Raw genomic sequence first — 12738 nt, forward strand, 5'->3', positions numbered from 1 at the left:
ATCCCCGCGTTGTCCCTCATTATTTTGCACGGCCTAAAACCGAAGGGCAAAGTCTAACAGGGCGGGGTTCGAACCAATCAGGTGATGCCCACGGTAGAGTACCTTAACTACGAAGTAGTGGACGATAACGGCTGGGACATGTACGACGACGACGTCTTCGCAGAGGCGTCAGATATGGACCTCGACGGTGAGGACTACGGGTCCCTCGAGGTGAACGAAGGCGAGTACATCCTGGAAGCCGCCGAGGCGCAGGGCTACGACTGGCCCTTCTCGTGTCGCGCCGGTGCCTGTGCGAACTGTGCCGCCATCGTTCTCGAAGGCGACATCGACATGGACATGCAGCAGATCCTCAGCGACGAGGAAGTCGAAGACAAAAACGTTCGCCTGACCTGTATCGGCAGCCCGGACGCCGACGAGGTCAAGATCGTCTACAACGCCAAGCACCTCGACTACCTGCAGAACCGCGTCATCTAACGCGGCTCCTGCAGCGCACTACACTTTCTTCTTCCAGCAGCGACTGCCTTCGACAGCCGTCGTATCGGAACCATTAGGGGCACCCCTGTATTGCGTATAGCCGTGCTCGGGTCGATACCGGACCTGCTTCGGCTGGTCGCCGTCCCGGTGTTCGGGTGGGCGGCCTACCGCGACGTGAAAACCCGCCGGGTGCCCAACCGGACCTGGACCCCGCTTGCCGTGCTGGCGGTCGTGCTCCTGCTGTGGGACGCCTACACCGTCTGGGCCGGCCCGACAGCGGTCGGCCAGCGGCTGTTCTTCATCAGAGTCGCGATCAGTCTCGGCTTCGTCGTTCCGCTGTCGTACGGTTTCTGGCTCATCGGCGGGTTCGGCGGGGCCGACGCGAAGGCGTTCATGCTCGTCGCCGTCCTCTTTCCCGTCTATCCGGTGTACTACCTGCCAATGCCAAGCGTCGCGCTCCCGCTCCAGCAGAGCGCTATCGGCGTGTTCTCGCTGACGATCCTCTCGAACACCGTGCTTGCTGGCATCGTCTACCCGCTTGCCGTCGCTGCCGGGAACCTCGCCCGTGGTCGTTTTTCGCTGGCGATGTTCATCGGGCGGCCCGTCGCCGCCGCCAACGTCACCGAGGAGTACGGCCGCCTGCTCGAATCCCCCGACGGCTTCGACCGCGGCGGCCTCGACCTCGACGCCCTCCGGATGTACCTCCAGTGGCGCGGCTGCTCGCTTGCTGACATCCGTGCCGATCCCGAGCAGCATCGGCTGCCGACCTCCATCCCGGCGGTCCCGAACGACCCCGGCGACGGTTCCCTGGCGACCGACGGCGGCGACCCGGTGGCCGACGACGTGGACGAGCCGGCAAACCGTGACGCCGGGGCCGATGAGACCGACCGTCCCGACCACATCGACGATCCGTGGGGTGCAGAGCAGTTCTTAGACGACATCGACCACTCCGCCTACGGCACGTCGCCGGCCCAGCTCCGTGACGGACTGGACGTGCTCGCCGAACAGGACGAGGTGTGGATTTCGCCCGGGATTCCGTTCCTCGTCCCGATGTTCGCCGGACTTGTCGTCTCGCTCACCTACGGCGACGTGCTGTTCTCGCTGTTGCAGGCTGTTGGGCTCGCGTGACCCCCGGTAGCAGAAGACCTATTTTTCGGACACGCCTCCGCCCGAGTATGACCGAGGTCGACCTCGCGTTCGACGAGCAGGAGTACATCCCCGCTGTCGCACAGGACGCCGACACCGGCGAGGTACTCATGCTCGCCTACGTCACCGAGGAAGCGCTGCGGAAGACCCGAGAGACGGGGGAGGCCCACTACTACTCGCGGAGCCGCGACGAACTCTGGCACAAGGGCGGGACGAGTGGCCACACGCAGGCCGTCGAAGAGGTGCGGGTCGACTGCGACGGGGACGCGCTGCTGTACGTCGTCGACCAGACCGGCGGGGCGTGCCACACCGGCTACGAGTCCTGTTTCCACCGGACTGTCGACGGCGAGACGGTCGGTGAGCAAGTGTTTGACCCGGACGACGTCTACTGATGGCGCGATCCGATACTGAGATCGAAAGCAGTGCAGGAACCCCCGACGCCGTCGAGAACCTCGAACAGGCCGCCGAGGCGCACGACCGAGCGCAGACGCGTGTCGAGGAGGTCGGTGCCGACGCGTTGCGTGACTGCCGTGACATCTACAGCGAGCTGTGGAACCTGCTAGACAGCTACGACGGCCGGGCGACCGGCGGCGGCGACTTCGAGGCGTTCATGGAGTTTCAGGGCCGGGTCGGGACGCTGACCGACGATCTCCCCGAGGATCTGCCCGAGCGCGATACCTTCGAAGAAATCGACGATTTCCTCCAGCAGCGGCGACTCACCGAGGGCGATTTCGAGCAGGCCCGCGAGATGTTGTCGCCCATCGGCGACCTCGTCGGGCGACTCGACGAACTCGACGACGCACGCGAGCAGTACAAGAAAGCCCGGACCGAGGCGAACCGTCGACGCGACGAACTGAGCGACCGCATCGACGACCTGGAACGCCTCCAGCGTCTCGGCGACGCCGATCTCGATGCCCCGGTCGAGCATCTCCGTGACCCCATCGAGCGCTACAACGACGCCGTCTCCGAGGCGTTCACCGAGTTTCGCCGCAATACGCCGGCTAAGGACGCGCTGGCAGTTATCGACCGGGCGGACGCGTACCCGCTGGTCGAGTTCCGGTCCCCACCTGCGGAACTGCTGACCTACGTCCGCGAGCACGACGCCGGCCGGGAGCCGATTCCGAAACTACTGGAGTACGCTGACTACTCCGCCTCGAAGCTGGACCACTACGTCGACGACGCCGCGGCGCTCCGGAGCGCCGTCGCCACCCGGCAGACGTATCTCCGGCGACTCGACGCCGAGCCGGTGCGGATCGACTGGCCGCCGCCGTCGGCCGACGCCCTGCCGTGGTATTGCCGAGAGTACCGCTCGGTCGTCGCCCGGTTCGCCGACGAGTCAGTCGTCGCGGCGCTACGGGAGGTACGTGGACTCGCGGAGCGGGATGACTACGAGCGGCTTCGCGAGAGCGCTGTCGCTCGGGCAGACCTCACAGAATCCGAGCGTGAACGGCTGGCAAGCGGTGCTGTCGAGCAGGAACTATCGACCGCCCGCGAGGCCAGGGCAGCTATCGACGACGCGCTGGAGACTTATTCGCCGCTGTAAGTGTCAGCCTGCTGGGTTGCTCGCCTCACCATCGTTTCGGCCAGCTCTTCGGCGCGGTCGAGCGTGCGCGCTTCGGCGTAGACCCGGACGACGGGCTCCGTGCCGGACGGTCGGGCGAGCACCCAACCGTCGCCGTAGTCGAGGCGATAGCCGTCCGTCGTGTCGAGGTCGGCCGTCGCGTCGTTCGCGTGGGCCTCGATGCCTTCGAGCATCGCCTCGCGCTCCGCTTCGGTCTCGTATTCGAGGTTCCGCCGGACGTTGTAGTAGTCGTCGTAGTCCGCAGCGACCTCGCTCGCGGGCCGCTCGGCGACGAGTTCGAGGAACTTCGCGGCGGTGAACGCGCCGTCTCTGGCGATGCGGTAGTCCGGAAAGAGGATGCCGCCGTTGCCTTCGCCGGCGATGGCGACGTGCATGCCCTCGTCCTGCAGCTTGCGGATGCGGCTGACGATGTACGTCGAGCCGATGGGGGTAAGCGAGAGGGTCGCGCCGGCGTCCTCGACGACGTCGACCAGCCGCTGGGAGGCGTTGACCGCCGAGACGACGCCGTCGCCCGACTCGATTTTCGCCGCCGCGAGCGCGGCCAGTGCGGCGTCACCTTCGATATGGGTTCCGGTCTCGTCGACGAACATCCCGCGGTCGGCGTCGCCGTCGTGGGCGAATCCGAGGTCGGCGTCGGTCGCGCGGACGAACGCCCGGAGGTCTCCGAGGTTCTCGGTGACGGGTTCGGGGTCGCGGCCGGGGAAGTGGCCGTCGGGCTGGGTGTTGACAGTGTGGACCTCACAGCCGAGTTCGCGGAACAGGTCGGGGCTCGTCAGCGAGCCAGCGCCGTGGCCGGGGTCGACGACGACAGTGAGGTCGGCGTCGGCGATGCGGTCGCGGTCGACGGCAGACAGCACCTGCTCGCGGTAGCGGCGGCGAGCGCTGGCGATGGCGGTGTCGGACCCGACTGTCTCCCAGTCCGCGTAGGTCGGGGTGTCGTCCCGGAGGGACTGCTCGACGTGGTCGAGCGTGTCCCGCGTCAGTTCGACGCCGTCCGCGCCGATGAGCTTCACGCCGTTGTACGCGGCCGGATTGTGACTCGCGGTAATCATCACGCCCGGGACCGACTCACGCTCGCAGTAGGCCTGCAACCCCGGTGTCGGCACGACGCCGAGGCGGTCGACGTCGAACCCGACGGCCGTCAGCCCGCTTGTCGCGGCGTTGATAAACGTCCGCCCGGTCGTCCGCGTATCCCGGGCGATCGCGACGCGGTCGTGGTCGTCACGCCAGACGTCCCCGGCGGCCTGTGCAACCCGAAGGACGTACCGCGGTGTCAGCTCATCGCCCGCGACACCTCGGACGCCACTCGACCCGAACACTTGCATTCGAGCGAGTGTCTGATGCGGAGGGGCTTAGGAATGTCGCTGTCCGAATTCAACAGTCATTAGCCCCGTGACCGTGCAGTGAGCGTATGGCAAACGACGACCTCATCGCGGCGCTGCGGGACGCCGACGCCGTCAAGTTCGGGGAGTTCGAGCTCTCCCACGGCGGCACGTCGAACTACTACGTCGACAAGTACGTCTTCGAGACCAACCCCGACTGTCTGGACCGCATCGCCGAGGCCTTCGCCGAGCGCATCGCCGAGTGGGACACGGACGCCACGCTCGCCGGCGTCGCCCTCGGCGCAGTCCCGCTGGTCGCGGTCACCAGTGTCGAGACGGGCATTCCCTACGTCATCGCCCGCAAGCAGGCAAAGGAGTACGGCACGGGCAACCGAATCGAAGGGGATCTGGCCGACGGCGAGGAGGTCATCATCCTCGAAGACATCGCGACGACCGGCCAGAGCGCGGTCGACGCCGCCGAGGCGCTCCGCGAGGCCGGCGCTATCGTCAACCGCGTGCTCGTCGTCGTCGACCGCGAGGAGGGGGCCAGCGAGAACCTCGCCGACCACGACCTCGAACTGTCCTCGCTCGTGACTGCCTCTGACCTGCTCGCCGACGCACCCGACGATATCGACGTATAGCGCTGGTCGGAACGCTCTCGGCCCTGCACGAGACGAGCACACCACCGATGTGTTCTTGACGCTGGCTCGCCTACCCACGAGTGCAAATGGCTAATCTCGAACTCTACGAACTCGAAGGCTGTCCGTACTGTGCGAAGGTAATCAAGAAACTCGACGAGCTGGGCCTCGACTACGAATCCCACATGGTCCCGCGGTCCCACGGCGATCGGACCGAAGTGAAGGAGGTTTCGGGCCAGACGGGCGTTCCCGTCCTCGTCGACGAGGACAACGGCGTCGACGGGATGCCTGAATCCGACGACATCGTCGAGTACCTCGAAGAAACGTACGGGCAGTAGACTCGGCGCTTACGGTAGTTCTCGTTTTTATGTGACAGCGAAGACTGAGAGCGCCCGCTCAGGCCACTTCCTCGGGTTCCTCGCCGCGCTCCATAATGAGGTCGCGCAGGTCGATGGCGTCCTCGATGTTTTCCATCTCCTCTTTCTCGATGAGCGCGGTCCCCTCGACGGACTCCCGTCGGAGTTCGTCGACGACGTACACCGAACGGGTCCGGGTCACCTCGCCGACCGAGGACATGATACGGGCCCGCTTCTCGGCCGTCTCGGTGAACGCCGAGTGACCGGCAAGGACCTGCCCGTGCTCGTCGTCGCTCTCGTTGACGCTCTTGAACGGCGCGCGGTCCGTCGGGTGGACTTCGAAGCCGATACGAGTGAATACCGTCACAATCGGCTCGTCTTCCGGTGCGACGGCGGGGTCGTCCGGTGTCGGCTCGTCGTCACGGACTTCCTCGGCGCCGTCGAGGACGCTCACCGGCGAGGTCAGCGGCGCGTCGAACAGGTCCTCCAGTTCGGCGGCCACCTCGACGGAAGCGTCCATTCCGTCCTCGTATTTCGAGACCGTCCGTCGGGAGACGCCAAGTTCCTTCGCCAGACGGCCGAGCGACCAGTCGCGGTCCTCGCGCACGTCGGCGAGAATCTCGGAATCGATGTTGACGTAGAGTCCGCCCGGAGCGGCGTAGATGAGCGGTGGGACCTCCTCGACGAACAGGTCCATCGCGGTGTCGGGCGACAGCACGGGGACGCCGTGCCGGAAGTAGACGACGCCGGGTTTCAGTTCCTCGTCACGGGTCCGGAGTCCGACTACGATCGGTGTAGCATTCAGGTACGTGCCCAGTCGCCGCATCTCGCCCCCGGTCTGTGCGTCGAAGGCGTCGATGTTGCCCAGTATCTTCAGGAGCAACACGTCCTCACCGCGACGGGCAGCGATGTCGAAACTCTTCGGACGAATCGCACAGCGGTCGCTGACGAGGAAGCCAGCGTCTTCGAGCATCGCCATGACGTTTTCCACCAGCGCCGACCGTGACATAGTACTCTGTACCTCTACTGAGTCTAGCCCGCTCACCCATTATATGCATTGCGCCGTTCGTTGACCTCTCAGGCTCCTACCGACAGCGTGACGAAAGGGGTTTGACCGTTTCGGGGCTACAGGCGCTTGTGACTGTCGTCGGCCTCGATGATACGGACTCGCGCGAGCGGGGGATGTGTACGACCTACGCCGCCGCCAGCCTCGCGGAGTCGATACACGACGCCGGGGGGACCGTCGAGCGACTGCTCCTCGTCCGACTGAACCCCGCCGTTGAGCACAAGACCCGCGGGAACGCGGCGCTGGCAGTGCATACGGACCTCGACGCCGACACGGCGCTTGAACTGGCCGGGGACGTGCTCGACATGGCCGAGACCGACGACCCCCGGACCAACCCCGGCGCTATCGTCGCGGACTGCGACCCCGAAGACGTCCCACCGCAGGTCGCAACGTTCGCCTGCGAGACAATCCAGTCGATACAGGACCCGATGGCCGCGACGACGCTAGCTGACGTGGTCGGGTTCGCCCGCTGTCAGCGGGGCAACGGCCGCGGGCTCGTCGGCGCGCTCGCGGCGGTCGGGGCCTGGGCCGCGCTGTCGGACTGGACCTACGAACACATCGCCTACCGGGAGCGAGACCGGTGGGGCACTGAGCGGGCGGTCGACGGCGAGAGCGTCCGCGACGTAGCGGCCGAGTACTACCCCGACGTGTGGGACACTGTCGACCGTGCATCGGGCTATCCTGTCTGCGTTCCCCGGACGCCGTGTCCGATTCTCTACGGGATCCGCGGCGACGACCCCGACGCCTGCCGCGCCGTTGCCGACGCGATCGACAGCGAACCCATCGCCCGGCGAGCGACGTTCGTGACGAACCAAGGGACGGACGTTCATCTACAGGACGCCGCTGTCGACGCGGTCACGGCTGACAGCGCCTACCGCGTCACCGGCGACGTGGTCGACGCCCCCGAAACGCGGGAGGGCGGGCATGTGTTCGTTACGCTCGAGGGCGACGATACGACCCTCGACTGTGCGGCCTTCGAGCCGACAAAGGGCTTTCGCGACCGGGTCCGCTCGCTCAGGGTGGGCGACCGAATCACCGCCTGTGGCGAAGTGACTGACGGCACGCTCAAACTGGAGAAGTTCGCGGTCCGGGAACTCGTTCGGACGGAACCCGTCACGCCGGACTGCCCGGACTGTGGGCGGTCGATGAAATCCGCCGGCCGGAACCAGGGCTATCGGTGTCGGGACTGCGGGACCAGCGCCGACGGCAAGGTCGAGCAGTCAATCGAGCGGGGACTGGAACGCGGCTGGTACGAAGTGCCGCCGGTTGCACGCCGCCACATCGCGAAGCCGCTGGTCCGTGGCGGGTTCGACGCGCCCACTCACCCGTCCCGCTGAGACCGATTAGCGTCGCGGTGTACCGGTCTCTCTCGACCTCGGGGACGACATTATCCGGAAATCAGATCCGACAATTCGAATGCGGTGTGACATCGTCGCGTAAACATCCCACCCGACAATCAATCGTGGCCCTGGTCCTGTCTTCTATCTGGTTCGAACCGGCTACCGTCGAGTAAGCACCACGAATATTCCGGTAATACGGGGATATACCTCGATTTAGACTACGGATAACAATATTGATATACCGTTATGTGCGGCCATGAGCACCGAAGGGGCAGACACCCACCGGCGAAATACGACGGACGGCATGGCCGCCGAGAAGCTATTGACTGTCGAACACGAGCCGGCTGCGGGCGGCGGCCAGCGCTCGATCCTGTATCCGCCCGGCAGCACGCCCTCCGAACTGGAAGGGAACTGGCTGGCCGTTTCGTCGGACTTTCTCGTTCCGCTTGACGACGTTCAGTAGCCCTTACGCCCGATAACCGACAGGTAACAATAATGATACCTGTCGTGAACCGAGACATGGACTCCGATACCCGGTCGACGAGTGCGGTGACGGCAGCGGCTGACGCTGACGAGGGAACGCTACCTGCCGTGGTACGCTCCCGTCCCGACGGCAGTGAGCGACTCATCTGCTACGCGCCGGATGTCGACACGACAGACGTAGAGGACCAGTGGCTCTCCGTCGATGCCGACTTTCCGGTCTCGACACTGCTGATGCGGTAGGTTAGTCGTTCCGTCCGGTCAACGCAACAACCACGTCGTCACCGTCCTGGAGTTCTCCCCGCTCTCTGAACTGAGGGAGCGCAGCCGTCGCCGTCGCACACGTCGGCTCGACGTGAAACCCTGCCCCACTGAGTCGGTCGCGCTCTCGCTCGGTTGCCGCCGCGGAGACGGCGACGGCGGCACCGCCGGTTTCGTCGATGGCGTGTCGTACTTGCTGGGCACGCGGCGGGTCGCGGATGTGGATCCCGTCAGCGAGGTCGTTGGCAGCAGCGTCGTCCGGTGTACTGCCCTCCTCGTCGGCGATGGGACTGTACCCGACCGCTTGCGTCCCCAGTATACGCGGGATAGCGTCCGTCCATCCAGCTTGCTCCAGTGCCCGGAACCCGCGGTAGAGGCCGAGAAACAGCGTCCCGTGACCGAGCGGTGTGACGACGGCGTCCGGCACGCTCCAGTTTCGCTGGGCGGCGATTTCGTAGGCGGCCGTCGCCGTCCCGGCGAAGAACGCGGGGTTCCAGGCGTGACTGGCGTACCAGCCCGCCCCACTCTCGACGGCGTCGATACAGGCCGTGGTTACGGACTCTCTACTCCCCTCGACCGGGACCACGTCGGCTCCGGTCCGTTCGATGCGGCGAACCTTCGCTTCCTTCGCGCTCGCCGGGACGTATATCTCCGCGTCCAGGCCCGCCCGTGCCGCGTAGGACGCGACTGCCAGCCCGGCGTTGCCCGAGGAGTCTTCGAGCACGCGGTCGGCTCCGACTCCGAGCGCTTCGGCGATGACCGTCGCCGCGCCGCGGTCCTTGAAACTCCCCGTCGGGTGGAGATACTCCAGTTTGAACGTGGCGTCCCACCCGGGCGCGTCGACCAGCGGCGTCCAGCCCTCGCCTAAACTGACCCGTTCGTCCATGGGGAGGAAGTCAGCGAAGTCCCAGACGCCGCTGGTTCGCGAGAACTGCGCCGGTCGGCTGTCGGGCAGGGGCTGGCTGGCGTAATCAAGCGGAGCCCCGCAGGAACACCGCCAGGGTTCCTCACGGGGGTACTCCCGGTCGCAGACGCTACAGGTGCGCATGGTCCCACTCGGATGCGGACGGTCCAAAAGCTGGCGGCGTCTCCGGCCGCGGTAGTCGGTGCCTGTGGCTGGGCTGGCGGAGCGCACGGAGCGATGGCCGGGCGGCCGCTCCGTCGGCCGCCCCGGGGAAAGGCAGGTCAGCAAGCGAGCATACGCGGCGCGAAGCGCCGCGTTTCACGGGACCGAGCGTAGCGAGGTCCCGCGTTTTCCCCACGTTTTTGCGAGGGGGGTGCCCACAGGCCGCACCGCGGCCGAGGACACCCTCCGAAGTAAAAAGTGGTTGTTAGTAGGTGTCGACGTTCGTCCCGACCGAGCAGACGTACTCGCCGGTCGCGACCTGCGGGAGTCGACGGGCACGCCAGAACACGCCGCTGGAGTCGGCGGTGATTTCGGCCTTCGGCTCGCCGAACACGTCGGTCACCTCGAACAGCGTCTCGCCGCGGGCGACGCGGTCGCCGAGGTCGGGCTTGAGGTCGATGAGGCCGCCGACGGGGGAGCCGTACTGTTCGAATCCGGAGGCGCGGGTCTGGGGGCGCGTGTCATGGTGGCCATCGAGGAAGCCGTAGTAGTGCAGGACGTTGAAGACACCGTCGACGCCCCGCTGGATGGACTGTTCATCCCAGCCGACACAGCCGCCGAGTTCGGGGTCGATTGTCGGCACGCCCTCGTCGGGGGCGGCGCGAGCCAACTGCCCGTCGGGGCCTTTCTGGTCGAGGATGTAGCCACAGCCGAACACTTTCGCGAGTTCGAGACACTCCTCGTGGAGGCGGTGGCGGGTGCCACACCGGACCCGTACCTCGTCGATCATCCGCGAGGTCGACCCCTGGTGTAGGTCGAGCACGTAGTCGGCGCTGATGGCGGCGTTGAACGTCGCCGCGGCGATGCGCTCGCTCGACGTCCCCGTTTTGTCGCCCGGATACGCCCGATTCATCTTCGTGTCGTCGATCGGGTTGCGGTGCTCGGCGACCTGGAACGCGTGGTAGTTGACGACGCCACAGACTAGAATCGTTCCGGACAGCTCTGCTGGGTCGAGCTGCGGGAGTGTTCGCTGGATGACGCCGACGCCGTTCAACTCGTCGCCGTCGCTGGCCGCCTGTATGTAGAGGGTCCGCCCGTCGTCGACACCGTTGACGACGGCGACCGGTAGCCCGAACGTCGACCCGTCGCGGGTCTCACCGACCTCCAGCCGCCCCGTGTCTTTCTCACCGGGGGCGGCGGTCGCCGTACCGAAAGTAACCATTGTTCCCACGTTTGCCTTGGGAGCCTTTACTGGTTCGGATTTCGCCAGCAGTTGCGCCGGACCGACGGCATCTTGGGGCCGCCACCCCTATCGACAGGTGTGTCCCAGTCCGAGCCACAGAGCGGGAAAGCGGCGATGGTCGCGGCGCTGAACGTGCCACGGAACGCGAAAATCGGCTTCGTACTCGCCGGCCTGTTCACGGCGGGGCTGTTCGCCCTGTTCGTCCTGCCGGGGACCCAGCGCCCGATGGGGTTCTACGTGGCGCTGGGGTTCGTTCTCGCGACGTCGCTGGGCGGTCTGCTGACGGCGCTGTTTACGGCCGTGTCTGCTGTGCGACTCGCAAGACAGTAGCAGAACGCTATTTTCCCTCGGCCAGTTCTGTAAGCCGACCGCCGCCGGTTCGAGTCCCCTTCGCGATGAGCACGTCGCCCGTCTGAATCTGCGTTTCCGGGCCCGGCGAAACGACCCAGTCGCCGCCCTCGCGCCCGGTCCGTTCACTCTCCCCGGCCCCGCGACGTATCGCGATGATCCGCATACCCGTCGCCGTCTTGACCGCCGCGTCGCCGATGGTCGTCCCAGCGAGGTCGCTGTCGGGGTACACCGCCGTCCGGACGATGACCTCGTCGGACTCCTGCACGGCCTCGGCGACGACCGGATGGGTCGACAGTCCCCGCAGAACCCCCTCGCTCATCTCCAGCGCGGCGTCGGAGATAACCTCCGTCGAACGGGCCAGGTGGACGAGGCCTCGCAGCGACACGGGGTCGTCGATGTCGGCGGCGGCCCGGAGCGTCCAGGCCTCGAACCGGGACTGGAGCGCGTCGACCTCGGCTTCGAGTTCGACGACCTCCTCGGCGACCTCCGTGCTGTCGAACAGCACCGCGCCGTAGGCCAGGTCGACCGCCAGTTCGCCCATGTCTTTCATCAGGACGATGGAGTCGACGGCGCGTTCGAGGTCCCGGACGCCTCCCTCCGGCGGTTCCGGCGGCTCGTACACGTCGCCGGTCGCGTCCTGATACACCTCGGCGATGCCGGCCTCTGGCCCCCGGAACAGCACCACGTCGTCCGCTTCGAGGCGCGTCTCCCGGTCGGGGTTGAGCAGCCAGTTCCCCTGCCGGCGGATCGCCAGCGCGCGGACGCCGGTCTCGGTTTCGAGGTTCAGGCTCCCCAGCGTCTCATTGGCTAGCCGAGAGTCCGAACCGATTGTCGCCCGCACGAGCGTCTCGACGGCTTCGGGCAGGGCCGCCCGCATCGTGTCTGGCAGGCCGATATCCTCTAGCACTATTTTGGCGATGTCGCCGGCCGCGTCGCTGATCTTCTCGGCGGCCCCGACCATCCCCAGGACGGGGGCCAGCGACTCCGCGTCCGCCGTCGACCGGCAGGCCATCAGGAGGCTCATGCGTGCGCGCAACTGGAGCACGTCCATCTTTTCCTCTAACTCCAGCACCTCCGCGGCCACGTCGTCGCTACCCAGCAGGACAGCCGAGTACGAGAGGTCGATGAGCAACTCGGCGGTGTCTTTCATCTCGGCCAGCACCTGCTTGACGCTGACCGGTTCGTACTCGACCGTCCCTGTCGGGTCCATGGCCGTCGATTCGATGGCCCCGAGCAAAAACGTTCCTCACTGTGTGGAGAGATAGCGCGCCCCGCTGTCAGCCACGACTGGCCGTTTGCATACCAGTGTGGGTGCTACGTTGGGGTATCGACCCAAATAGACCGGTAATCAGATGGACAGTCGTCCAATAACTGTTCCTGACATTGTGCCACACACGCTCGGAAAGAAAATGT

Annotated in this window: 15 protein-coding genes; 10 read left to right on the forward strand and 5 right to left on the reverse strand. The window is 66.2% G+C overall.

What is annotated here, in order from left to right:
• The first annotated feature begins 84 nt into the window (after window positions 1–84).
• From fer1 to AV929_RS14635, 4 genes are all read left to right on the forward strand, one after another.
• Window positions 85–474, forward strand: a complete 390-nt coding sequence (fer1, locus tag AV929_RS14620; RefSeq protein WP_004590522.1) for a ferredoxin Fer1 — start codon at window positions 85–87, stop codon at window positions 472–474.
• Window positions 475–576: 102 nt separating this feature from the next.
• On the forward strand, window positions 577–1602 hold the full coding sequence (locus AV929_RS14625) for an A24 family peptidase (RefSeq protein WP_050037203.1): 1026 nt from the start codon (window positions 577–579) through the stop codon (window positions 1600–1602).
• Window positions 1603–1649: 47 nt separating this feature from the next.
• Window positions 1650–2012 (forward strand): phosphoribosyl-AMP cyclohydrolase, encoded by a 363-nt coding sequence (gene hisI, locus AV929_RS14630; RefSeq protein WP_008307361.1) that lies wholly within the window; start codon window positions 1650–1652, stop codon window positions 2010–2012.
• Window positions 2012–3163 (forward strand): hypothetical protein, encoded by a 1152-nt coding sequence (locus AV929_RS14635; RefSeq protein ID WP_064288603.1) that lies wholly within the window; start codon window positions 2012–2014, stop codon window positions 3161–3163. The genes hisI and AV929_RS14635 overlap by 1 nt, the downstream gene beginning before the upstream one ends.
• Here the strand turns inward: AV929_RS14635 and glmM are convergent.
• Window positions 3148–4527: a phosphoglucosamine mutase gene (gene glmM / locus AV929_RS14640; RefSeq protein ID WP_064288604.1), complete on the reverse strand. Its 1380-nt coding sequence runs from the start codon at window positions 4525–4527 to the stop codon at window positions 3148–3150. The two genes, AV929_RS14635 and glmM, sit on opposite strands and share 16 nt — an antisense overlap.
• Window positions 4528–4613: 86 nt before the next feature.
• Here glmM and pyrE point away from each other — a divergent pair, with 86 nt between their 5' ends.
• The gene (gene pyrE / locus AV929_RS14645; protein WP_014041567.1) at window positions 4614–5165 is read left to right on the forward strand and encodes an orotate phosphoribosyltransferase; all 552 of its coding nucleotides are present in this window, start codon (window positions 4614–4616) and stop codon (window positions 5163–5165) included.
• Window positions 5166–5251: 86 nt separating this feature from the next.
• Complete coding sequence (locus AV929_RS14650; RefSeq protein WP_014041566.1) at window positions 5252–5500, forward strand: glutathione S-transferase N-terminal domain-containing protein; 249 nt, start codon at window positions 5252–5254, stop codon at window positions 5498–5500.
• Between the two features lie 58 nt (window positions 5501–5558).
• Here the strand turns inward: AV929_RS14650 and AV929_RS14655 are convergent, their stop codons facing one another.
• On the reverse strand, window positions 5559–6527 hold the full coding sequence (locus tag AV929_RS14655) for a transcriptional regulator (RefSeq protein ID WP_050037199.1): 969 nt from the start codon (window positions 6525–6527) through the stop codon (window positions 5559–5561).
• Window positions 6528–6655: 128 nt separating this feature from the next.
• On the opposite strand from AV929_RS14655, the gene AV929_RS14660 reads away from it, so the two are divergent.
• The 3 genes from AV929_RS14660 to AV929_RS14670 all read left to right on the forward strand — a co-directional run bounded on the left by AV929_RS14660 (window position 6656) and on the right by AV929_RS14670 (window position 8647).
• Complete coding sequence (locus AV929_RS14660) at window positions 6656–7921, forward strand: tRNA(Ile)(2)-agmatinylcytidine synthase (protein ID WP_050037198.1); 1266 nt, start codon at window positions 6656–6658, stop codon at window positions 7919–7921.
• Window positions 7922–8180: 259 nt separating this feature from the next.
• Window positions 8181–8387 (forward strand): hypothetical protein, encoded by a 207-nt coding sequence (locus AV929_RS14665; protein ID WP_050007381.1) that lies wholly within the window; start codon window positions 8181–8183, stop codon window positions 8385–8387.
• A gap of 32 nt (window positions 8388–8419) precedes the next feature.
• Window positions 8420–8647, forward strand: coding sequence for a hypothetical protein (locus AV929_RS14670; RefSeq protein WP_225306728.1), 228 nt, complete (start codon window positions 8420–8422; stop codon window positions 8645–8647).
• A 1-nt stretch (window position 8648) separates the two neighbouring features.
• On the opposite strand, the gene AV929_RS14675 is transcribed toward AV929_RS14670, so the two are convergent.
• Both AV929_RS14675 and AV929_RS14680 read right to left on the reverse strand, forming a co-directional pair.
• Window positions 8649–9713 carry a pyridoxal-phosphate dependent enzyme gene (locus AV929_RS14675; RefSeq protein WP_064288605.1) on the reverse strand — a complete coding sequence of 355 codons (1065 nt, stop codon included), beginning with the start codon at window positions 9711–9713 and terminating at the stop codon, window positions 8649–8651.
• Between the two features lie 283 nt (window positions 9714–9996).
• Window positions 9997–10953 carry a succinylglutamate desuccinylase/aspartoacylase family protein gene (locus AV929_RS14680; RefSeq protein ID WP_050037195.1) on the reverse strand — a complete coding sequence of 319 codons (957 nt, stop codon included), beginning with the start codon at window positions 10951–10953 and terminating at the stop codon, window positions 9997–9999.
• Window positions 10954–11088: 135 nt separating this feature from the next.
• Between AV929_RS14680 and AV929_RS14685 the strand changes: the two genes are divergently transcribed.
• Window positions 11089–11304: a hypothetical protein gene (locus tag AV929_RS14685; RefSeq protein WP_044952071.1), complete on the forward strand. Its 216-nt coding sequence runs from the start codon at window positions 11089–11091 to the stop codon at window positions 11302–11304.
• A gap of 7 nt (window positions 11305–11311) precedes the next feature.
• Here AV929_RS14685 and AV929_RS14690 read toward each other — a convergent pair whose 3' ends face one another.
• Window positions 11312–12535: a potassium channel family protein gene (locus tag AV929_RS14690; RefSeq protein ID WP_044952068.1), complete on the reverse strand. Its 1224-nt coding sequence runs from the start codon at window positions 12533–12535 to the stop codon at window positions 11312–11314.
• Window positions 12536–12738 lie beyond the last annotated feature (203 nt).

This window comes from Haloarcula sp. K1 (assembly GCF_001647155.1).
Classification (GTDB): Archaea; Halobacteriota; Halobacteria; order Halobacteriales; family Haloarculaceae; genus Haloarcula; species Haloarcula hispanica.